17 protein-coding genes and 4 tRNA genes are annotated in these 22,774 nt (G+C 56.8%); 3 read left to right on the forward strand and 18 right to left on the reverse strand.

What is annotated here, in order from left to right; translation table 11 throughout:
* Positions 1-157: 157 nt before the first annotated feature.
* Together C0560_RS06095 and C0560_RS21000 are read right to left on the reverse strand one after the other, a co-directional pair.
* Entirely contained in the window at positions 158-433 is a 276-nt protein-coding gene (locus C0560_RS06095; protein WP_184957396.1) for a hypothetical protein, read from the reverse strand.
* Positions 434-453: 20 nt separating this feature from the next.
* Positions 454-630 (reverse strand): YnfU family zinc-binding protein, encoded by a 177-nt coding sequence (locus C0560_RS21000; RefSeq protein ID WP_215628780.1) that lies wholly within the window; start codon positions 628-630, stop codon positions 454-456.
* A 145-nt stretch (positions 631-775) separates the two neighbouring features.
* Between C0560_RS21000 and C0560_RS06100 the strand changes: the two genes are divergently transcribed.
* Entirely contained in the window at positions 776-1,009 is a 234-nt protein-coding gene (locus C0560_RS06100; RefSeq protein WP_100777222.1) for a hypothetical protein, read from the forward strand.
* An 18-nt stretch (positions 1,010-1,027) separates the two neighbouring features.
* Here the strand turns inward: C0560_RS06100 and C0560_RS06105 are convergent, their stop codons facing one another.
* Together C0560_RS06105 and C0560_RS06110 are read right to left on the reverse strand one after the other, a co-directional pair.
* Positions 1,028-9,604 (reverse strand): GH36-type glycosyl hydrolase domain-containing protein, encoded by an 8,577-nt coding sequence (locus C0560_RS06105; protein ID WP_248859833.1) that lies wholly within the window; start codon positions 9,602-9,604, stop codon positions 1,028-1,030.
* 157 nt (positions 9,605-9,761) lie between these two features.
* Positions 9,762-9,926 carry a YnfU family zinc-binding protein gene (locus C0560_RS06110; RefSeq protein WP_164971751.1) on the reverse strand — a complete coding sequence of 55 codons (165 nt, stop codon included), beginning with the start codon at positions 9,924-9,926 and terminating at the stop codon, positions 9,762-9,764.
* 173 nt (positions 9,927-10,099) lie between these two features.
* On the opposite strand from C0560_RS06110, the gene C0560_RS06115 reads away from it, so the two are divergent.
* The gene (locus C0560_RS06115; RefSeq protein WP_100777220.1) at positions 10,100-10,582 is read left to right on the forward strand and encodes a zinc ribbon-containing protein; all 483 of its coding nucleotides are present in this window, start codon (positions 10,100-10,102) and stop codon (positions 10,580-10,582) included.
* Between the two features lie 79 nt (positions 10,583-10,661).
* Here the strand turns inward: C0560_RS06115 and rihA are convergent, their stop codons facing one another.
* From rihA to miaB, 10 genes are all read right to left on the reverse strand, one after another.
* On the reverse strand, positions 10,662-11,597 hold the full coding sequence (gene rihA, locus C0560_RS06120) for a pyrimidine-specific ribonucleoside hydrolase RihA (RefSeq protein ID WP_107704045.1): 936 nt from the start codon (positions 11,595-11,597) through the stop codon (positions 10,662-10,664).
* Positions 11,598-11,717: 120 nt separating this feature from the next.
* On the reverse strand, positions 11,718-12,443 hold the full coding sequence (locus C0560_RS06125; protein WP_107704044.1) for an amino acid ABC transporter ATP-binding protein: 726 nt from the start codon (positions 12,441-12,443) through the stop codon (positions 11,718-11,720).
* On the reverse strand, positions 12,440-13,117 hold the full coding sequence (gene gltK, locus C0560_RS06130; protein ID WP_100777217.1) for a glutamate/aspartate ABC transporter permease GltK: 678 nt from the start codon (positions 13,115-13,117) through the stop codon (positions 12,440-12,442). The genes C0560_RS06125 and gltK overlap by 4 nt, the downstream gene beginning before the upstream one ends.
* The gene (locus C0560_RS06135; RefSeq protein ID WP_102104168.1) at positions 13,117-13,857 is read right to left on the reverse strand and encodes an amino acid ABC transporter permease; all 741 of its coding nucleotides are present in this window, start codon (positions 13,855-13,857) and stop codon (positions 13,117-13,119) included. Before C0560_RS06135 ends, gltK begins: the two co-directional genes overlap by 1 nt.
* Before the next feature lie 157 nt (positions 13,858-14,014).
* Positions 14,015-14,920, reverse strand: coding sequence for an amino acid ABC transporter substrate-binding protein (locus tag C0560_RS06140; protein WP_142503628.1), 906 nt, complete (start codon positions 14,918-14,920; stop codon positions 14,015-14,017).
* Between the two features lie 401 nt (positions 14,921-15,321).
* The gene (gene lnt, locus C0560_RS06145) at positions 15,322-16,860 is read right to left on the reverse strand and encodes an apolipoprotein N-acyltransferase (RefSeq protein ID WP_248859834.1); all 1,539 of its coding nucleotides are present in this window, start codon (positions 16,858-16,860) and stop codon (positions 15,322-15,324) included.
* A 5-nt stretch (positions 16,861-16,865) separates the two neighbouring features.
* Positions 16,866-17,744 carry a CNNM family magnesium/cobalt transport protein CorC gene (gene corC / locus C0560_RS06150; protein WP_181827484.1) on the reverse strand — a complete coding sequence of 293 codons (879 nt, stop codon included), beginning with the start codon at positions 17,742-17,744 and terminating at the stop codon, positions 16,866-16,868.
* A 101-nt stretch (positions 17,745-17,845) separates the two neighbouring features.
* Positions 17,846-18,313: an rRNA maturation RNase YbeY gene (gene ybeY / locus C0560_RS06155; protein ID WP_100777213.1), complete on the reverse strand. Its 468-nt coding sequence runs from the start codon at positions 18,311-18,313 to the stop codon at positions 17,846-17,848.
* Positions 18,310-19,356: a PhoH family protein gene (locus tag C0560_RS06160; RefSeq protein ID WP_181827485.1), complete on the reverse strand. Its 1,047-nt coding sequence runs from the start codon at positions 19,354-19,356 to the stop codon at positions 18,310-18,312. The genes ybeY and C0560_RS06160 overlap by 4 nt, the downstream gene beginning before the upstream one ends.
* A gap of 172 nt (positions 19,357-19,528) precedes the next feature.
* Complete coding sequence (gene miaB, locus C0560_RS06165; RefSeq protein ID WP_248859835.1) at positions 19,529-20,953, reverse strand: tRNA (N6-isopentenyl adenosine(37)-C2)-methylthiotransferase MiaB; 1,425 nt, start codon at positions 20,951-20,953, stop codon at positions 19,529-19,531.
* Between the two features lie 136 nt (positions 20,954-21,089).
* Here miaB and ubiF point away from each other — a divergent pair, with 136 nt between their 5' ends.
* A complete protein-coding gene (ubiF, locus tag C0560_RS06170) occupies positions 21,090-22,265 on the forward strand; it encodes a 3-demethoxyubiquinol 3-hydroxylase (RefSeq protein ID WP_248859836.1) in 1,176 nt (391 codons plus the stop codon).
* Positions 22,266-22,358: 93 nt separating this feature from the next.
* Here the strand turns inward: ubiF and C0560_RS06175 are convergent.
* From C0560_RS06175 to C0560_RS06190, 4 genes are all read right to left on the reverse strand, one after another.
* Positions 22,359-22,433, reverse strand: a tRNA-Gln gene (locus tag C0560_RS06175).
* 43 nt (positions 22,434-22,476) lie between these two features.
* Positions 22,477-22,551: transfer RNA gene (locus tag C0560_RS06180), tRNA-Gln, on the reverse strand.
* 44 nt (positions 22,552-22,595) lie between these two features.
* Positions 22,596-22,672 (reverse strand) — tRNA-Met (locus C0560_RS06185).
* A 16-nt stretch (positions 22,673-22,688) separates the two neighbouring features.
* A tRNA-Gln gene (locus C0560_RS06190) sits at positions 22,689-22,763 on the reverse strand.
* Positions 22,764-22,774 lie beyond the last annotated feature (11 nt).

Genomic DNA, 22,774 nt, shown 5'->3' on the forward strand with positions numbered 1-22,774 from the left:
TAACGTCACGCGATGTGGCCCTGGCGACCGGTTCGTCCACCCTAAAGCGAGGGGCATCCATTTTTAGGTAGCAGGTTCGGCGCGCGTTTTATTATTCATATAGCGAGCGTCACTGGCGTTGACAATATAACTGACAGTAACCCGGTGTGAGGGGGTATCAGGTTTCATATTCAGATAATTGCCGCAGGGATTCGTTTTCTTTAATGTACTGAAAAGGCAGTAGATGAATTTTCTGCTCGTGGAAAAACCATTCGCAATCGTAGCGTTGAATAATTTCTCCGGGGTTAAAGCAGATCCCGGACTCAGCGCGCACAATGGCATATTTTCCATTACTGAACATGACGCTGTGAATACAAAAAGGCTGGCAGGTTTCGCCAAGCCGTCGATTAGCAACAATATGACCTTCAATAAAAACAGCTTTCCTGGTTTTCATGATGATGGCCTCGGTTAAGGTTATCCTCCAATGCACCAGCATTCGGAGGGGCGGAAAAGTAATCCGCATGAGGGGCATTCAAGCACTGCATCCTTTCGCATCTTCCCCGCTTTTTGATCGGCCCTGTGGGAACAGACCGGGCAGGCCACGTGTACGGGCCGCTCCTTAAATTCCCGAAGGCCACTGGTATAGGACATAAATGAATACTCTTGAGGGTGGTTATTAATTATACGCTTTTATGCTGACGTTTACGGGTAATGTTTTCGCGCATTCATGGCGTAAAAGGGGACCGGGAATTCAGACAGGATTTATGATATAATACCCTTCCGTGAGAATTTTATAATGAAATCAGAAGACACCCTCGACTGGTACCCCGCACAATTACCACCCGTCAAAATTATTTTAGGCGAAGCCGTCCTGGCTGTTGGTAAGCAGGGAAGGCCGATCAATACCCGAACGTTGCTTGAATATTTGCAAGTGATGCAAGCGCAGCAAAAAAAGCGGGATAATAAAATTGCGATGCAAACGGCAATTGATGTCCTCCGCGATAATCAGCGCATTAACGGCAGGTGTTAATGCGCCTGTTTTCAGAAATTAATTCTGAACAATCTCAACCGTATGAGATTGCCCATCCTTCATCAGCGGAATGCGGTCATCAGGCAGCGTAACCCCATCAAGTCGTACCTGGTAGGCTTCACCACCCCGCGAAACCGTAATGTGATACTGACTATTCCCTTGCTGATAGGTCATATTGAGTGACGGCCAGTCATGCGGTAACTGCGCATGTACGACAAACGTTTCACCGTAGCGTTTTATCCCCAGCAACTCCTCTGTGAGCAGGCGATAGGCCCATCCCGCTGAACCGGTATACCAGCTCCAGCCCCCACGTCCGCTATGCGGCGCGACGCTATAGACGTCGGCACTCATGACGTAAGGCTCGGTTTTATACCGTTCAACTTCATCGGCCGTTAAGGCGTGGTTGATAGGATTGATCATCGACCACAGCTGCCACGCCCGCTCTGTATTGCCCATTCGGGCAAAGGCCATCACCGCCCAGATCGCACTGTGGGTATATTGCCCGCCGTTTTCCCGCACGCCGGGCAGATAGCCCTGAATGTAGCCCGGGTTCGGGCCGTGGCCATCGAACGGTGGCGTCAGCAGTTTGATAAGCCCGGCGTCATTATCAACCAGCAGCTTATCCAGCGATTGCATCGCCCGCGCGCTGCGCACCGGATCGGCGGCTCCGGAGAGTACCGACCAGCTTTGGGCAATGGCATCAATTCGGCAGTCCTGAGAGGCCTTCGACCCCAGCGGTTCGCCGCCGTCAAAATAGCCGCGACGATACCACTCTCCGTCCCAGCCGGAAGCTTCCAGGTTTTTCTGCAAACGTGACGCCTGGGTGCGGCACAGTTCCGCTATCGTCCCGTCCTGACGCTGTTCAGCCAGATCCGCGAAGCGCTGCAAAATGTCGTACAGGAAGAACCCGAGCCAGACGCTTTCCCCTTTCCCCTCTATTCCGACCCGGTTCATTCCGTCATTCCAGTCGCCCGCGCCCATCAGCGGCAGACCGTGCTGTCCGAACTGCAAACCATGACGCAGGGCTTTCACGCAGTGCTGCCACAGCGTCTCTTCGATGGCGCTCACTATCGGCGTGTCGTAAACCGACTCTTCGCCGGGCTGAAGCAGACGGCCTTCCAGATAAGGAATCTGTTGCTCAAGCACGCCGTTATCCCCGGTAGTCTCGACATAGTGACAAACCGCCAGCGGCAGCCAGAGATAATCGTCCGAGCAGCGCGTGCGCACGCCGTTGCCGTGTGGTGGATGCCACCAGTGTTGCACGTCGCCTTCGATAAACTGCCGGGAAGCGCACAGCACAATCTGGTCCCGCAGGCGCTCAGGCGCGGCGTGGCTCAGGGCCAGCGTATCCTGGAGCTGATCGCGGAAACCAAATGCGCCGCCGGACTGATAGTACCCGCTGCGCGCCATCAGACGACAGGCCACCGTTTGATACAGCAGCCAGCCGTTGGTCAGCAGATTGACGGCACTGTCCGGGGTGTTAACCACGATGTTATCGAGCACGCTGTGCCAGTAACGGTGAACGTTGTTCAGCTCCTCGCGGGCGGCCTCTTCGTTGAGATAGCGATTAAGAAGCGTCTGCGCTTGCGCCGGATCGTCGCCCACTCCCAGCACAAAAATAAAGGTCTTGTGATCGCCGTCGATCACCGTGGCAGCCGATTGCACCGCACCGCAAGGGTCCAGCCCGGCTCCGGTTTTATCCGACAGCCTGTGCAAGCGCATCGCCAGCGGATCGTGCAGGGAACCGTTGCGACCCAGAAACTCGCGTCGATCGCCTGTCAGGGAGCAGTGGGCACCGCTGACCGCGAAAAATGCCGTACGGCCGCTGCCGTTGCCGCCGTAAAAGTTGTTCGCCATCACGCCGCAGCCGCCGTTGACGCTGGCAGCATGGGTCACTATATGGTGGGCCGACTGCGAGCGTGATTCACCCAGCGTCCAGGCCACGTATCCGGTGACGGAGAGTTTTCGTGTCCGCCCGGAGTTGTTGCTGAGCGTGAGGATCGCCAGTTTGACCGGCTCATGCTCGGCGACCAGCACCGTCAGCTCGCTGTCGATGCCGCTCTCCCGATGGCCAAAGACGCTATAGCCGAAACCGTGGCGTGAGAGGTAATCCCCTTCACCGCGAAGCGGCAAGGTGGTCGGCGACCAGCACGCGCCGCTCTCTTCGTCGCGCAGGTAAAACACCTCTCCACCAGGGTCGCTGACGGGATCGTTTTCCCACGGCGTGATGCGATATTCATGGGCATTTTCATACCAGCTGTAGGCTTGCCCGGCCTCCGACAGCACGCTGCCGAAACGGGCATTGGCCAGCACATTTGACCAGGGGGCGGGCGTCGGGCAATTATCCCGAAGGACAATCTGGTACTCGCGGCCATCCTGAGAAAAACCGCCGTGGCCGTTGAAATGCAGCAGTTGCCCCGTATCCGGCGTCCAGGGAATATGCTGAATAACACCCGACCCGCCGTGCGCAATAAAGGGCGCAGGCACGGTTTTAAGGCTATGAATGCGTTGATCCAGCTGTTCGTTCAACCCGCCTGCGCGATCGTCGAGATACAGGTGCGCGACGCTCATCAGCAGCAGTTTGTCCTCGGTGGAGAGGTGTTCGCCGTTACGGACAAAAATCCCGCCCGATTTATCCAGCAGGCTTGCTTCTGAGCCGGCATAAATCAGGTCCATGATCTGATTTTGCAGCGCTTGCTGATAACCGCCGGGGCTTTCATTCAGGATCACCAGATCCACCGCCAGCCCTTTCAGCCGCCAGTAACGGTGCGCCTGAATCAGGGTGGTAATCGACAGAATGCTCTCTTCGCTGCTGATGCTGAGCAGCACAATCGGCAGATCGCCGGAAATCGCCCAGCCCCACAGGCCCGACTGACCGCGTCGGTTGCGGCTGAGGGTCTGGCTGTCGGCGCGCAACTCCTGGCACGGATACAGAATCGCACCGGCGAGCCGGTTAAACAGGGCGGCGTCATCTTCGTTGGCGTTAATCTGGCGCAACACCACCAGGCTGTGCGACCAGGCAAGCTCAAAGACGCGGTCGGCGATCGGATGATCGCGATATTTTTCCAGCAGCGTCAGGCTCTGCTGGCGATTTTCGCTCACGCCATACAGGATATCGACGGTGACCGGCTGGCCGGGTTGCAGGGTGATCGACTGGCGAATGGCCAGCACCGGGTCCAGCACCGAGCCAGAGGAGTTACTGAGCGGCCCGCTTTGTCCGATTGCCTGCGCATCTGCCGGATGCCTGCCGCGGCCAAGAAACGCCGCGCGGTCGGTTTCAAACGAGGCGCGAGGTTGACTGCTACCCTGTACCACCATCATGTGGAACAGCCAGGGACTTTTTTCATCCGGCGCACGTGGACGTCGGTGGCACAGAATGGCGTTCTGAGCGGGCACCAGTTCAGTCTGGATAAACAGTTTGCTGAACGACGGATGCGCCAGATCGCTGGTGGCCGGTGCCAGCACCACTTCGGCGTAGGTCGTCAGCTCGATGGTGCGCGGCTGGCGGCCACGGTGCAGCAGCGTTACGCGGCGCAGTTCGATATCATCTTCCGGCGACACAACCACCTGGGTTTTCACACTCAGGGAGCCAAGCGTGCGCCGGAACTCCGCGCCCGCATCGGTAAAGATCACTTCGTCGCTGCTGTCCGCATCACCCATCGGCTGCCAGGTATTGCTCCAGGTTTCGCCCGACTGCAAATCGCGGATATAGCAGAACGCACCCCAGTTATCGCGGGTGGTATCGCTGCGCCAGCGGGTGAGGGCCAGATCGTTCCAGCGGCTGTAACTGCCGCCAGTGTGGGTCATCATCAGATGGTAATGACTGTTTGAGAGCAGCTGAACTTCAGGGATCAAGTTGTCCGGCGTAGTGAAAATCCTCGGCTCGTAGTGCACCGGTTTAACGCGTCCTTCGTGAGATTCAAAATGACGACGCGGGCTATAGAGATCGACCGCATCCGGCACTCGCTCCTGCAACAGCAGGCTGGCAGACTGGAAGGCGGTGCTGGCCATAAACCGGTCGGCCATTGGCGCATCCAGCAGGACGTGCGCCAGCGCCTGAAACGCCATCCCCTGATGGTGCGCCATCCATGACTGCACCACCGCGTACAACTGTCCAGAGGCGAGACGCGAGGGGGTGTAATCCAGCGCTTCATAAAAACCGAACTCCCCGCGCGCGCCGTTTTTTTCCAGACGGAGCAGGTTGTCGCAGGCTTTTTGCGGCGCAATCATCAGCGCCAGCAGCGTGGCGTAAGGGGCGACGACCATATCGTCCGCCAGCCCACGACGCAGGCCGAGACCCGGCACGCCAAAGGCCTGATACTGATAGTTCTGCTGCACATCAAAGGCGTGATAGCCCGACTCCGACACACCCCAGGGGACGCCGCGCTCTTTTCCCCAATGGATCTGGCGCATTACCGCCGACTGGCTCATTTCGTCCAGCAGGCTGCCGGGCCAGGTGGGCATCACCAGATTCGGCATCAGATATTCAAACATCGAACCGCTCCATGACATTAGGGCGGTTTCGTTCTCAATGGTGGTAAACAGCCTGCCGAGCGCATACCAGCTCTTCTGCGGCAGCTGGTTAGTGGCGATGGCGAGGAAACTGGTCAGGCGAATTTCGGAGGGCAGGAGATCGTAGTGACTTTTATCCAGCATATTGCTGTCGCAGTTGTAGCCGATGCTGAGCAGGCTGGTCACTTCGCTGTAGAGGAATGTGAAGTCCATCCGTGCATGCTCGTTCAGCCGCTGTTCCAGCTCGGTGATGATATTCAGGCGCATGCGTGCCAGGGTAATCGCCGAAGTGGAGGGCGTGCCTTCACCGCGGTGCGTCGCCTGAGCAAGCTCGCTCAAAGACGGCAGCGTCGGGGAGTCATAGGCGGGCGTTAACCAGCCCAGCAGATGCGACCATTCATGGCACAGCTGCACCAGCTGGCGCTGCAAATGCTCGATCCAGCGCAGAACGAGTTTGTCATCCTGATGGCACAGCGCCGTCAAATGGTTACTTTGGGTACGCATCTGCTTCAGTTCGAGATAAACCTGCGCCGGAGACAGGGCGTTAGCGTTCAGACAGTGTTTACGCAACAGCCGCAGCCCGGTTGGGGCGTGCTGTCCCCAGTGTTTTTCGAGGATCCCCAGGGTATCGTTCAGCCCGGCCAGCACCTGCGTGCAATTTAACACGGGCTGATTTCGCATGGCGGTCAGCCCTTCGCGCAGGGTCAGCAGGTGGCCAGCCATATTGCCGCTGTCGACGCTGGATACATAGCGCGGGCTAAGGGGCGCGAGGGTCTGGGTGTCGTACCAGTTATACAAATGCCCGCGGAAATGCTCCATCTTATCCAGCGTGTCCAGGGTCAGCGTCACACGCTGCAACACCTCGCCAATCGGCAGATAGCCAAAATCCCACGCCGTCAGGTTTGCCATCAACGAAAGGCCAATATTGGTCGGCGACGTTCGATGGGCAATAACAGGGTGGGGGATCTCCTGATAGTTATCCGGCGGCAGCCCGTTTTCTTTCGCGGTGGCAAAGGTTTCAAAAAAGGCCCAGATTTCGCGGCTCGTCTGGCGCAGCAGCAGCTTCTGTTCCTTGTTGGGGGAAAAGGTCCGGCGCGCAGGCTGGCGGCTCATCCAGCTCAGCAGCAGCGGTGTCAGGCACCACAGCAGGCTTAAGGGCAGCGCGATAAAGGAAAACATCGGTGCAATATGGGCGGTCAGGACGTTGAGAGCCACGCCGCAGGCGACATTCATCCACATCGCGCGATAAAAGCGGAGCGGTGAGGTTTTTGCCACATCGTCGTCTGGGCTGAAGCTGGCCCACTGGCTCAGGTTGCGGTGGCTGAATCCCAGACGCCAGAACGTGACGGCAATGGCATACAGTGAATACCCGGCCTCATGAGGCAGCGTCGCCACAGTCAGCCCGATGCGGGAAAGCCGCTTCAGGGCACTGGAGGCGACCAGCAGCAGATGCTGCACAGTATGGCGCCGGGCAGGTTTATTGATCAGATCCCAGGCGACCGCCAGCCCGGTGGGTAAGAGCCACACCAGCGCCAGCACACCCAGCCAGTAAAGGGGATTCGGCACCCACAGCAGGGTGCAAAACAGCAGCGCCAACAGGGATGGGGCGACCAGGCTACGGCGCAGGTTGTCGAATAATTTCCAGTACGACAGGGCGGACAGCGGGTTTTTATCGCGCGTGCCATCAGCTTTTCTGACGCGCGGTTTGAGCCAGTTCAGCAGTTGCCAGTCGCCGCGGATCCAACGGGTGCGACGCGCGACATCTGAAAGATAGTTATTCGGGTACTGCTCATAGAGCAGCACTTCGCTTAACAGCCCCGAGCGGGCATAACACCCTTCCAGCAAATCGTGGCTGAGCACCAGGTTTTCCGGGCAGGTGTTTTGCGTGGCCTGCACAAAAATATCGACGTCGTAAATCCCTTTCCCGACGAAAGATCCTTCGTTGAAAAGATCCTGATAGATATCGGAAGACATCATTGAATAGGGGTTATTCCCCGCAATGCTGCTGCACATGGCGGCATAGCGCCCTTGCCCGTTGCGGGGCATCTCTTCTGCCATGCCCGGTTGCAGAATGCCGTAGCCTTTGACTACCCGCTGGCGCGCGGCGTCATACTCTGGCCGATTGAGTGGATGGGCCATGGTTGCGGCCAGCTTATGGGCGGTATCGCGCGGCAGAAGAGTGTCGCTGTCGAGCGTGATCACGTATTTGATCGGCTCCGGTCGCTGGTGGGCTGGCAGATCGGCGACGCTGGAAAATTGTTTGTCAGGATGGCGTAACCAGCTGTTCAGCAGCGCCAGTTTTCCCCGTTTGCGTTCATAACCCATCCACACGCCCTGCTGCGGGTTCCATTCTGGGTTCCGGTGGAGCAGATAAAACAGCGGGCGGCTGGCCGGATAGCGGCGGTTGAGATCCTGAACATGTGACATCGCCTGGTCGAGCAGGGCACTGTTTTGCGGTGAGTATTCTTCTGCCGAATCGGCAAAATCGGTCAGGAGCGCGAAACAGAGATGATCGCTCTGATTGCCGAGCCAACACACTTCCAGACGGGTGATGAGCTTGCTGATTCCGTCGGCGCTGGTGAGCAGGCAGGGAATGACCACCATCGTGGCAGACTCTGCCGGAATACCGCTGGAAAAGTCCATTCGCGGCAGCGGGCGCGGCGTACGAAAACGGGTCGTCGCTTCACTCAGCAGGTCGCTGGCAAGCTGGCTGAGCACAATTATCAGCGGCAGTGCGAGGAGGATCAGCAGCCAGCCCATCCCCTGCTGCGCCGTGCGATGCAGGATTTCAGCCGTCGCGGCAGTGGTCAACAGGCTCAGGCTGCCGAGCCATGACATCAGCGGGATCTGGTTGAAGCTGTGCCGCAGGCGAATCAGCCGTGACGCATCTGCCGTAAGCAGGATCTCCAGCTGCTGGCGGCCTTCACCCTTCAGGTAATAGCCAATATGGGCGCCGGGGGTCTCGGGCGCATTTTCGCTGGCAAGCGCCAGCACGCGGCGGGCAACTTCCGGCTCGCTAAAGCGGCTGTCTCGCGCCAGAACCTCAATGACGTGACGATAGTGATCGCGCGTATCGAAGTGCATCAGCGGGTAAATGCCTGCCGGGTCCTGGCGCAACGTCTGCTCGACGACGCTCATGGCCTCGGCAAAATCCGCCCAGTTGGTTTCACTCAGCAAACGCAAGCCCGCGATGCTATTGCTCACGGACAGCTGGCTGGCGGCTAACTGCTGGTTGAAGCGGTGGATCAGTGTATCGGTGGTGACACCCTGTTCCGCCAGACGCTGTTCGACCCAGGTCAGCGGTAACGCCAGCATATTGCCGCGTCCCTGCAGGCGGCGCACCAGCTCGGCGACAAACGCGCTGGTCAGCGGTGGGCTGGAGCGCGCCAGATCGGCGATCACCATGATCAGATCGGCGGGCGTGTTCTCCGCACATTCGAAAATGCGGGTGACCCAGCTATCCGCCAGATTGCGCTCCTGCTGGGCTTTAACCACGTCGATACTGACCCGCCGCAGATTCTCGATCAGCGCCAGGCGGAGCATGCCGGGCAGTGCCCAGACTTCGCCCAGCGTCAGCGGCGTTTCCTGCTGATAGGCGCTGATATAGCTGGTAAGGCTGGTGGCGTCCCAGCGCCCGTCGCCATGGGCAATCGCCTCGGCGGCAATGGCGTAAATTCGCGGGCAGTCATGAGGGGAGGCCAGCGCTGGAAGCCCTTTGCCGAAATTCTTCGGCAGATGCTGGCGCACGATGCGGATCTGCTCCTCAATCAGGTAGTAGTTGTCGAGCAGCCACTCACCGGCGGGCATTATCGTCGCTTTTTTACCGGCATTGAGGTCGTAGCAGTTTTGCGTAATGACTGCCTCGTTATCATCGAGGCGTTTGAGCAGGTAATAGGGTAGTTTGTCGGGCGACAGCTTGTGGGAACGCGCCAGTTTTTGACCGTAGCGCGCCATCTGCACCGTCGAAAAAAGCTCGGCCTGCAGACTATTTTCCGGCACAGGCTCGTGCCCCTTCAGGGCAGAGACGTTGACAGGCGGAAGTGAACGGGAACGACTCCGCCACGATTTAAGGCTCATTTTCATAGGGTTGCTCTGGTGCGACATGAACGCGCAGGAGCAGTTGTGAAATCAGATCAGAAACGTTCTCTCAGGATGGGTGTGGGGCATCTTGGATTTAACAGCTGCTGGACTCTTACTTCAGTATAGAACACCGATGTTGCGCCAAAGGGCGCGCGTGCAATCAGCGTGGAGCAACAAACAGGGCTTTACAGCCGGGGCACAGCATGGCCTGTTTGAGACGAATTTTGGAGGTCGGGTGGGAGGACTTGAGGCCGCAGTGCGGGCAAGTCACGGTGGTGGTTGATGCGCCACCGATAAGCTTCATTGCGTAATCGAGAAGAGACATGATGATTAACCTTTCAATGAATGAGCTTCATCCTAGCACGAACTGTTCAAATACTGTGCACGGTATCGCATCCCGCCTTTGCAGGAATTTACCTGGTCTGTGGTCGACCTGACAAAGCAGCGGCAAAATAAGGTCTATTATTAGAGACAGTTACTTACCCGGGAGGCGAAAGGATGAACAAGGTTGCTCAATTTTACCGCGAACTGGTTGCCACACTGACGGAGCGCCTGCGTAACGGCGAACGTGATATTGATGCTCTTGTCGAGCAGGCGCGTGTTCGGGTTGTACAGACGGGTGAGTTGACGCGCACCGAAGTGGAAGAGGTGACGCGGGCCGTGCGCCGCGACCTTGAGGAGTTCGCGCGAAGCTACGAAGAGAGTCAAAACGACGTTACCGACAGCGTATTTATGCGGGTGATTAAAGAGAGTCTGTGGCAGGAGCTGGCAGATATCACCGATAAAACCCAGCTGGAGTGGCGCGAAGTGTTTCAGGATCTGAACCATCACGGTGTGTATCACAGCGGCGAGGTAGTTGGGCTGGGCAATCTGGTCTGTGAAAACTGTCATTTCCATCTGGCGGTGTATACCCCGGACGTTCTGCCGCGCTGCCCGAAATGCGGCCATGACCAGTTCCAGAGACGGCCTTTCGAGCCGTAACCTCAACGCCGGTGGCGCGACGTTTACCGGGCCTGCACAATCGTAGGCCGGAAAAGCGCAGCGCCGCCCGGCGCACTGATTAGGCGTAAAACTTCAGTCTCTCGGCCAGCAAATCGACAAACGCTTCCCGGTTGATATCCACCATCAGCGTGGTATTCGGCGTATTGCCCGTCAGGAAATAATAATCCACCACCGTCATGCCCTGAGTGTATTTCCCCTGGGTTTCAACTCCTACCCAACGATCAACGGTCGTGAAAATCTCCGGTTTCAGCAGCCAGGCGATGGTGCACGGATCGTGCAGCGGCGCGCCCTGGAAGCCCCATTTCTCGGTTTTGTGGTATTCCATAAAGAAGTCGAGTAGCTCAGCGACCGTGGTGGCAACAGGATTGCCAATTGCGCGAAAACGCGCGATATCCTCTGCCATGATCTGCGCCCGGTGGGTGACATCCAGACCGGCCATCACAATCGGGATGCCCGACTGGAAGACAATTTCTGCGGCTTCCGGATCGACGAAGATGTTGAACTCTGCCGCGGGCGTCCAGTTCCCCAGCCCCATCGCTCCACCCATGATCACAATCCGCGCGATTTTTGCGTGCAGTTCCGGATGGCTGTTGAGCAGCAGTGCCACGTTGGTTTGCGGGCCTGTCGCCACAAGCGTCACCGGCTCGTCGCTGTCGCGCAGCACGTTCGCCATCAGCTCAACCGCCGTGCAGTGTTGCGGTTCAAAGCCAGGTTCCGGCAGCGCCGGGCCGTCCAGCCCGCTCTCGCCGTGAACGTTATCGGCGATGATCAGATCGCGCATCAGCGGTTTCACCGCGCCGCCCGCCACCGGGATATCCATGCGATTGAGCAGGGTCAGCATGCGTAACACATTACGCAGGGTTTTGTCCGGGGTCTGATTTCCGGCGGAGGAGGTGACGGCTTTGAGGGCTAATTCCGGTGAGGCGAGGGCAAGGACAAGCGCGATAGCGTCATCATGACCAGGATCGCAATCGAGTATGATCGGCAGTGGCATAGGGTGCTCCATTTTTGGCGTTATTTTGTGACAAGGTTAACGCCGCAAGATGAAGCAGACGAGAAGAAGAGACTCAAAGCGTGAAGTGGTGCGCAATCCGAAGAGTGCGCACCCGGTTGATCAGTGCAGGATTTTGGCGAGGAAATCTTTGGCGCGATCGGATTGCGGGTTAGCGAAGAAGTCCTCTTTCGGCGAATCTTCGACAATTTTCCCTTCGTCCATAAAGATCACGCGGTTGGCCACTTTGCGGGCAAAGCCCATCTCGTGGGTCACCACCATCATGGTCATCCCTTCGTGCGCCAGCTCCACCATCACATCCAGCACTTCGTTGATCATTTCCGGATCAAGCGCGGAGGTCGGTTCATCAAACAGCATGGCGATAGGATCCATGCACAGCGCGCGCGCAATCGCCACACGCTGTTGCTGACCACCGGAGAGCTGGGCCGGGAACTTATCGGCGTGAGCAGACAGCCCCACGCGTTCCAGCAGTTTTAAGCCTTTATCACGCGCCGCTTTTTTGTCGCGTTTCAGCACTTTTACCTGCGCCAGCGTCAGGTTCTCGATAATCGACAGGTGTGGGAACAGCTCAAAGTGCTGGAACACCATCCCGACGTGGGAACGCAGTTTCGCCAGGTTGGTATTTTTGTCGTTGACCTTCGTGCCATCGACGACAATCTCGCCTTTCTGCACCGGTTCCAGGCCGTTGACGGTTTTAATCAACGTCGATTTACCGGAGCCAGACGGCCCGCATACCACAACCACTTCGCCTTTTTTCACTTCGGTGGAGCAGTCGGTCAGCACCTGAAAGTGCCCATACCATTTAGAAACATTTTTCAGGGAAATCATGAGACTGTCCTTTTCTTCAGCCAGGTAACCAACAGCGACGCGCTTAAACTAATTGCAAAATAAACCGCACCTGCGAACAGGATCATCTCAACCTGCGTACCGTCGCGTTCGCCGATAGTGGAGGCCGTACGGAAGAAGTCCGCGAGGCTCAGCACATACACAAGCGAGGTATCCTGGAAAAGAACGATGCCCTGCGTCAGCAGCAGCGGGACCATGGCGCGAAACGCCTGTGGCAGAATAATGAGCTTCATGGACTGCCAGTGGGTCATCCCCAGCGCCAGCGCCGCGCTCGATTGTCCGCGAGAGATGCTCTGAATACCCGCGCGAATAATTTCCGAATAGTACGCCGCCTCAAACATTGAGAACGCGACCATGGCAGAGATCAGGCGGATATCGGTTTTCGGCGACAGCCCCAGCACGTTTTGCAGCAGGCCGGGAACGATCAGATAAAACCACAGCAGCACCATCACCAGCGGAATGGAGCGGAAGACGTTGACGTAGGCGGTGGCGAACCAGGCGAAAGGCTTGAAGCTCGACAAGCGCATGACCGCCAAAATCGTGCCCCAGACAATACCAACCACGATCGCAATGGCGGTGATTTTTAAGGTAATAACCAGCCCGTCGAGCAGATAGGGCATGGCGGGAACAATGGAACTCCAGTCAAACTCGTACATTATTTGCCCCCCAGATTGCCCGGCAGGCGAGTTTTACGTTCAACCAGGTTCATCACCAGCATGATGAAAGCGTTAATCAGCACATAGGCCACGGTAATGGCGGTGAAAGATTCCCACGCGTGGGCGGAGTAATCCAGCAGCTTGCCCGCCTGCGCCGCCATATCGACCAGACCAATGGTGGAGGCGATGGCCGAGTTTTTCACCAGGTTCATCATCTCGGAGGTCATCGGCGGAACGATTACGCGGTAAGCGTTTGGCAGCAGCACGTAGCGGTAGCTTTGCGGCAGCGTCAGGCCCATCGCCAGTGCGGCGTTCTTTTGCCCGCGCGGCAGCGACTGAATCGCAGCACGCACCTGCTCGCACACGCGCGCAGCGGTGAACAGGCCAAGGCAAAGCATCGAGGAGACAAAGAACTGAATATTCGGGTCCAGCTCAGATTTAAACCACATGCCGAGATTTTCCGGCAGCAGTTCAGGTACAACCAGATACCAGGTAAAGAACTGCACGATGAGCGGAACGTTACGGAACAGTTCGACGTACAGGGTACCCAGGGAAGAGAGAAAACGGTTCGGAACGGTACGTAAAATACCGAACAGGGAACCGACCAGGAAAGCGATTATCCAGGCCGTTATCGATAACGCAACGGTAACCTGAAAGCCGCTCCACAGCCAGCCAAGATAGGTGGTGTTGCCGAACGGGGCTTGTTGCAGAAAAATGCCCCAGTTCCAGTCTATTGACATAATAAACTCCAGAAAAAAAAGGGTAGCAGCGCTACCCTCGAAGATTGGTGAGAAGCTCAATGTTCGCGCTGAGTGGGGAACGACCACTCAACGTATAGTCTGTCCGCGCTTCCCGACAATCGAGAGGGCAGGAGATCCCGCCCCTTAATGGTTCTAATTAGTTAAGTGCTTTGTCGTTTGGTTCTTTGAACAGGGCTTTCATGTCGTCAGACAGTTCAAAGTTCATGTTGAGATTTTTTGGTGGAATCGGGTTCTTGAACCACTTATCGAACCATTTTTCCGCTTCGCCGGAGGTCTGAACCTGAGCGATGGTGTCATCGATCAGCTTTTTGAAGCTTGCGTCGTCTTTACGCAGCATACAGCCGTATGCCTCTTTCGACTGCGCCGTGCCGACGATGTCCCAGTTGTCTGGTTTCTTCGCTTTTGCACGTTCGCCCGCCAGCAGCGCGTCATCCATCATGAATGCCACCGCGCGGCCGCTCTCCAGCGTACGGAAAGAGTCACCGTGGTCTTTCGCGCTGATGATGCGCATATCCAGTTTCTTCTCGTCGTTGAGCTTATGCAGCAGCACTTCAGAGGTGGTACCGGAGGTCACAACAACCGCTTTGCCTTTCAGGTCTGCGAAGTCTTTAATCTCGCCGCCTTTTTTGGTCAGCAGACGCGTACCGACCACGAAGATGGTGTCGGAGAAGGCCGCTTGTTTCTGACGTTCGAGGTTGTTGGTGGTGGAACCACACTCAAAATCGAAGGTGCCGTTTTGCAGCAGAGGAATACGGTTTTGCGACGTAATTGGAATCAGCTTCACCTGCAGGTCAGGTTTGTTGAGCTTTTTCTTGACCGCTTCTACGATCGCGTTGGAGTAGTCCTGAGAGTAGCCTACGACTTTTTGCGTGTTGTCGTAGTATGAGAACGGGACGGAAGATTCACGGTGGCCGACCACGATCACGCCATTTTTGGCAATCTTGTCGAGAGTGCTCCCGGCAGCCGGAGCGTCTTCAGCGTGAACGACGCCTGCGGACATCCCCATTACCAGCATTGCTGTGGCCAGTTTACGTAATTGCATACCCAACTCCTTTATTATCTGCGCCAATGACGCATTGATACCCATTGTGATGTTGTTATATCTCGCGCGATGCGAGTGCAGTGTTATGCAAGCTTGTTAACATTTAGTCTGGCTTAATGTAAAGATTTTGCTGCGTTATTGTTTATTTTTGCGAAGCGCGCCGCACCATTCAGAGGCAAAAATATCTGCCTGCACCGTTTCGGTGCTACAGATGAACTGCGGTGGTGCGCCAACGTTGCACGTTAAGCCAAACCACTGAATTTGTGATTTAACAAAGCAATAGGCGTGCCAGAAATGGGAGTCGGGGGGATTTGCCGGGTATCAGATGTGTTGTGCCAGACCTGGCCTGGGAATGAGGAATGAAGGCCCGGCAAGCGAAATGCCGCCGGGCGCTGGGGGGATTACTTACGACGCTGACGCAAACTCATTAACACAGCGCCAAAACCAAACAGTACCGTCAGGATCCACAGCGGCCAGTTGCCGGTGCGAGCATACGGCGTGAGGCCGGAGGTTGGCGTGACGGTGGTTGTCAGCACGGCACGTGTGAATTGCGGGATCATCGCCTGGATTTCACCCTGCGGACCAATCACGGCGGTAATGCCGTTATTGGTGCTGCGCAGCAGCGGACGGGCCAGCTCCAGGGAACGCATGCGCGCCATCTGGAAGTGCTGCCACGGGCCAATCGACTTGCCAAACCAGGCATCGTTGGAGATGGTCAACAGATAATCCGTATCGGGACGGAAGTTATCGCGCACCTGTTCGCCAAGGATGATTTCGTAACAGATCGCCGGGGTCAGCGCCAGGCCATGCGCATGAAGCTGCGGCTGGACATAAGGCCCACGGCTGAAGGACGACATTGGCAGATCGAAGAACGGCGCCAGCGGACGCAGAATCGTTTCCAGCGGTACAAACTCACCAAACGGCACCAGGTGGTTTTTGTTGTAACGATTCGCCGATTCGTAGCTGTACGGGTTGTCTTTGCCGAGCGTGATAATCGTGTTGTAGGTGTCGTAACGGTTCTGTTTGTTCAGACGCGCGTCGACGATCCCGGTGATCAGCGTGCTGTTCTTCGCGCGCAGCAGATCGTCCATCATGCTCAGGAAACGCTGCTGGTTGATCTCCAGATCGGGAATCGCAGACTCCGGCCAGATAATCAGGCCAGATTTGCCCATCTCTTTCTGCGTCGCATCGAGATAGATTTTTAGCGTATTGATCAGCTGGTTCTCATCCCACTTCAGCGACTGTGGAATATTGCCCTGTACCATCGACACCTGGGTCGCGCGCGCGGGCTCCAGAGTGAACCACTGGATAAAGCGCAGCGGGAAGGGAAGGGCAAACAGCACCACTGCCGCGACCAGCGGTTTCCAGTTGCGCTGCACCAGGGCCAGTACCAGCAGACCACTCACCACCATCAGCAGGAAGTTGATCGCCTCCACGCCCATCACCGGCGCCAGGCCTTTTAGCGGACCATCGATCTGGCTGTAGCCAAACTGCAGCCACGGGAAGCCGGTCAGCACCCAGCCGCGTAAAAACTCGGTGATTTGCCAGACCACGGGTGCCGCAATCGCCACGCGCAGCCAGCTGGTTTTCGGCCACAGGCGCGACAAAATCCCCGCGAAGAGACCGGTATACAGCGAGAGATACGCCGCCAGCAGCACCACCAGGAAGACGTTAACCGGGCCAGGCATACCGCCGAACTGCGCGATACTGACGTAAACCCAGTTAATGCCGGAGCCAAACAGGCCCAGACCCCAGAAGTAGCCGATGGCCGCAGCCTGAATCGGGCGGCGATTCAGCGTCAGCCCTTGCAGTCCCATCAGAGAGAGGAGGGCGGCAGGCCAGATGTCATAAGGAGAAAAAGCCAGCGTTCCGCTGGCTCCGAGCAACAGCGCCAGCAGCAAACGGACGCGCTGGCGTTCAAGCAGTGGGGCAAATGCCATTTACATTAATCTTCCAGTTTTGGCACCGGGGAGTCGTCCGGCATTCTGACGTGAACCTGAATAATACGTCGGCTGTCGGCCATAGCGACCTTGAACTGGTAACCATCGATGTCAACGGACTCGCCGCGCGCCGGGAGATGGCCAAAGGCCTGCATCACCAGCCCGCCAATGGTATCCACCTCTTCATCGCTGAAGTGGGTGCCAAAGGTGTCGTTGAACTCTTCAATGGAGGCCAGCGCGCGCACGGTCCAGGTATGGCGGCTCAGCTGACGGAATTCGATATCGTCTTCTTCATCGTACTCATCTTCGATTTCACCGACGATCAGTTCGAGAATATCTTCGATAGTCACAAGGCCGGAAACACCGCCAAATTCATCGATAACAATCGCCATGTGGTAGCGCTGGGAGCGGAACTCTTTCAGCATGCGGTCAACGCGCTTGCTTTCCGGGACCACCACCGCCTGGCGTAACACTTTTTCCATGCTGAAAGCGTCGGCATCGCTGCGCATAAACGGCAGCAGATCCTTGGCCATCAGAATCCCTTCAATGTGATCTTTGTCTTCGCTAATCACCGGGAAACGCGAGTGGGCTGATTCGATGATCACATCGAGGCACTCGTCCAGAGTCTGGTTGCGTTTCAGGGTAATCATCTGCGAGCGGGGGATCATAATATCGCGAACGCGCTGGTCGGCGATGTCCATGACCCCTTCGAGCATTTCGCGCGTATCTTCGTCGATAAGATCGTTCTGCCCGGAATCACGAATCAGCTCCAGGAGTTCATCACGGTTTTTCGGTTCGCCGTGGAACAGCTGGCTCAGAATGAGGGAGAAAAATCCCTTCTTGCTGGTTGTCGTGTCGCTACTGTGTGAATTGTCGTCGCTCATGGCGTTTGTTAAGGGTTCTCTTGTGAGTTTAATGCGCGCCGCCGCAGGAAAGGTCCATATGCGGCGGCCTGATCGGTCAATAAAGCCTGATGCTTAACTGACTATTCTTTCTCGGCAATGTACGGATCCTCATAGCCCAGAGCAAGCATTATCTCTGTCTCGAGGGATTCCATCTCTTCCGCTTCTTCGTCTTCAATATGATCATAACCCAGCAGATGCAGACTGCCGTGGATAACCATATGCGCCCAGTGAGCGTCGAGCGGCTTTTGCTGCTCTTTGGCTTCCTGTTCTACCACCTGGCGGCAGATGATCAGGTCGCCGAGCAGCGGCATTTCGATGCCCGGCGGTGCTTCAAACGGGAAAGAGAGCACGTTGGTCGGCTTATCTTTCCCGCGATAGGTCAGGTTCAGCTCGTGGCTCTCCGCTTCGTCGACCAGGCGAATCGTGACTTCTGACTCTTCCTGAAACTGCGGGATCACCGCATCCAGCCATGTTTGAAACTGACGCTCTTCCGGCAAACCGGAATTGTCTTCACAGGCTAGCTGTAAATCGAGGATCACCTGACTCATTTATTCTCATGCTCCTGGGCTTCGCGTTTTCGTTCCGCGGCCTGTTCTGCTTTACGTTTTTGTTCTGCTTCTTCCCACGCTTCATAGGCGTTGACGATGCGGGCGACCACCGGATGGCGCACCACGTCTTCGCTGTTGAAGAAGTTGAAGCTAATTTCGTCTACTTCCGCCAATACTTCGATGGCGTGACGCAGACCGGATTTGGTGCTGCGCGGCAGGTCGATCTGGGTGATATCGCCGGTAATGACCGCTTTCGAGTTGAAGCCGATACGCGTCAGGAACATCTTCATCTGTTCGATGGTGGTGTTCTGGCTCTCATCGAGAATGATAAACGCATCGTTCAGCGTACGGCCGCGCATATAGGCGAGCGGGGCGACTTCGATGACGTTACGCTCGATCAGCTTTTCCACTTTCTCGAAGCCGAGCATTTCAAACAGGGCGTCATACAGCGGGCGCAGATACGGGTCTACTTTCTGGCTCAGATCGCCGGGCAGGAAGCCCAGTTTCTCACCGGCTTCAACCGCCGGGCGCGTCAGCAGGATACGACGAATATCCTGACGCTCCAGTGCATCGACGGCGGCGGCAACGGCCAGATAGGTTTTACCCGTCCCCGCCGGGCCGACGCCGAAGGTGATGTCATGGTCGAGAATATTGGCGATGTACTGCGCCTGGTTCGGCGTACGCGGCTTGATGACGCCACGCTTGGTTTTGATATTGATGGCCTTGCCGTAGTCCGGCACGCTTTCCGCGCTCTGCTCAAGCACTCGCGCTTCTTTAATGGCGAGGTGGATGTGCTCAGGCTCGATATCCTGAGTTTCGCCGCGCATCGGGGCGGTATCGACATACAGGCTGCGCAGAATGTCCGCAGCGGCGTTGACGCAGATGGCGCGTCCGGTGAGTTTGAAGTGATTATCGCGACGATTGATTTCGATACCCAGACGTCGCTCCAGTTGTTTGATGTTGTCATCAAACGGCCCGCACAGGCTCAGCAGGCGAGCGTTGTCTGCTGGCTCCAGGGTAAGTTCACGCGTTTCTGTATTCAAACTGTTCCTCTTAATGTGTGTAGGGTCAGAGAGCAACGTGCCGAACTGACTTACAGACGAGTCGTCTTTACGAAATTATTCACGCCACAGTTTAAAGGCGCAAGCTTATGGTTGCATATTGGGGACGCAGAGAGGAAATACAAGGCCTGCCAGAGCGACAGGCCTGAATGGATTAAGGCTGGTAAACACCGACACCCAAATCGTTTTCTTTACGCGTGCGGGCAATAACAGACGCTGGCGTTTCGGCGACGCGCAGGCCCATTTCCGCTTCCGTGCGCACCAGTTTGCCGCGCATGGAGTTGGTGAGCACTTCCTGGATTTCGATATCGACAAACTTACCGATCATGTCCGGAGTGCCTTCGAAGTTCACCACGCGGTTGTTCTCGGTACGCCCAGAGAGCTGCATCAGGCTCTTACGCGACGTGCCTTCCACCAGAATACGCTGCGTGGTGCCGAGCATACGGCGGCTCCAGGCGTTGACCTGCTGGTTGATACGCTCCTGCAGAATATAGAGACGCTGTTTTTTCTCCTCTTCCGGTACATCGTCCACCATATCGGCGGCTGGCGTGCCCGGACGCGCAGAGAAGATAAAGCTAAAGCTGGTGTCGAAATTGACTTCGCCAATCAGCTTCATAGTACGCGCGAAGTCGTCGGTGGTTTCGCCAGGGAAGCCGACGATAAAGTCGGAGCTAATCTGGATATCCGGGCGCGCTTCACGCAGCTTGCGGATGATGGCTTTGTACTCCAGCACCGTATGCGTGCGGCCCATCAGGTTCAGCAGGCGGTCAGAGCCGCACTGAACCGGCAGGTGCAGGAAGCTCACCAGCTCTGGCGTATCGCGATAGACATCAATGATGTCATCGGTAAATTCGATCGGATGGCTGGTGGTGAAACGCACGCGGTCGATACCGTCGATGGCGGCAACCAGACGCAGCAGCTCGGCGAAGGTGCCCGTGGAGCCGTCGTAGTTTGCGCCACGCCAGGCGTTCACGTTCTGGCCGAGCAGGTTCACTTCGCGCACGCCCTGAGCGGCCAGCTGCGCCACTTCAAACAGAATGTCGTCGCAAGGGCGGCTGACCTCTTCACCGCGCGTGTAAGGCACGACGCAGTAGGTGCAGTATTTGTTGCAGCCTTCCATGATGGAGACGTAGGCGCTTGGGCCATCGGCACGCGGCTCTGGCAGACGATCAAATTTCTCGATTTCAGGGAAACTGACGTCAACCACCGGGCTGCGATCGCCGCGCACTGAGTTAATCATCTCCGGCAGGCGATGAAGAGTTTGCGGGCCAAACACAATATCGACGTAATGGGCGCGTTGACGGATCAGCTTGCCCTCTTGCGAGGCCACGCAGCCCCCGACGCCGATAATCAGGTCCGGATTTTTCTTTTTGAGGAGTTTCCAGCGACCTAACAGGTGGAAGACTTTTTCCTGCGCTTTTTCACGGATTGAGCAGGTGTTAAGCAGCAGCACATCGGCTTCTTCTGCCACTTCAGTCAGTTGATACCCGTGGGTGGCATTCAGCAGATCGGCCATCTTCGATGAATCGTATTCGTTCATCTGACAGCCCCAGGTTTTTATATGGAGTTTTTTAGTCATCGACTTGCTCAGGCTCAGGATTGCAAGCCGCGTATTGTAATGCTTTGGTGGGGTTGTGACCAGTATGAAGGTTGGCTGCCTCAAGGGAGAAAAAATCCGGTAAACTTAAGGGATTCTCTTCAAAGGATTATTGACCATGACACTCCAGAAAACCGAAATCGCCGTGGTCGGCGGCGGGATGGTCGGCGGCGCACTGGCGCTGGGACTGGCACAACAGGGATTCCAGGTAACGGTGATCGAGCAGGCCGCGCCCCCCGAATTTGACGAGGCCCAGCAGCCGGACGTGCGGATCTCGGCGATCAGCGCCGCGTCGGTCGATCTGCTACGCGGGCTGGGCGTGTGGGAGGCGATCCTCGCGATGCGCGCCCATCCGTATCGTCGACTGGAGACGTGGGAGTGGGAAACCGCGCATGTGACCTTTGACGCCGCTGAACTGAAGCTGCCGCTGCTGGGCTACATGGTGGAGAATAACGTTCTGCAGCTAGCCCTGTGGCAGGCGCTGGAGGCGCATGAGAACGTGACGCTGCGCGTTCCGGATTCTCTGAAAGCGCTGCATCGCCATGAGGGCGGTTATTTGCTGGAGCTGGCTAACGGCGATGAACTGGCCGTGAAGCTGGTCGTGGGGGCCGACGGTGCGAATTCACAGGTGCGCCAGATGGCCGGGATCGGTATTCACGCCTGGCAGTATCAGCAATCTTGTATGCTGATTACCGTTAAATGTGAAAATGAGCCGGGCGACAGTACCTGGCAGCACTTTACCCCCAACGGCCCGCACGCCTTTTTACCGCTCTTTGGACACTGGGCGTCACTGGTGTGGTACGACACTCCGGCGCGCATTCGCCAGCTGCAAAGTTTGTCGATGGATCAGCTGCAGCACGAAATCGAAAAACACTTCCCGGCGCGTCTGGGCGCGGTGACGCCGGTGGCGGCGGGGGGATTCCCGTTAACCCGTCGTCACGCCCTGCAATATGCACAAGAAGGGCTGGCGCTGGTGGGGGATGCCGCGCATACCATTCATCCGCTGGCCGGGCAGGGTGTTAACCTGGGATATCGTGACGTCGAAGCGTTGTTATCGGTGATGAGCAGCGCGCGTGACCATGCGGAACCTTGGGCGAGTGCGGCTGTGCTGAAGCGCTACCAGACGCGTCGCATGGCGGATAACTTTTTGATGCAGTCGGGGATGGATCTGTTTTATGCGGGATTCATCAACGATCTCGGCCCGGTGCGGATTCTGCGCAATGTGGGTCTGATGGCGGCCGAGCGTGCGGGCGGATTGAAGCGTCAGGCATTGAAGTACGCGTTAGGTCTGTAGGTTCTGTCTCCTCCCTCGTTGTTGTGAGGGAGGGGGATATCTCCAGAGCACAAAAACAAAAAAGCCCGCAGAGCGGGCTTTTTTGCTATTAAGTGGCTGGGGTACGAGGATTCGAACCTCGGAATGCTGGTATCAGAAACCAGAGCCTTACCGCTTGGCGATACCCCAACAGGGTGCGTTAAACAAACAACAATCTAACGACTTTTGAAATTGGCTGGGGTACGAGGATTCGAACCTCGGAATGCTGGTATCAGAAACCAGAGCCTTACCGCTTGGCGATACCCCAACAATTTTTTCTAGTTTATCGAAATAATCGATAAATTCCTAATTTGGTGGCTACGACGGGATTCGAACCTGTGACCCCATCATTATGAGTGATGTGCTCTAACCAACTGAGCTACGTAGCCAGACTGCTTTCTTCGATGGCTGGGGTACCTGGATTCGAACCAGGGAATGCCGGTATCAAAAACCGGTGCCTTACCGCTTGGCGATACCCCAATAACCGCGGA

Source organism: Lelliottia sp. AC1, assembly GCF_023278595.1.
In the GTDB taxonomy this organism is placed as follows: Bacteria; Pseudomonadota; Gammaproteobacteria; order Enterobacterales; family Enterobacteriaceae; genus Enterobacter; species Enterobacter nimipressuralis.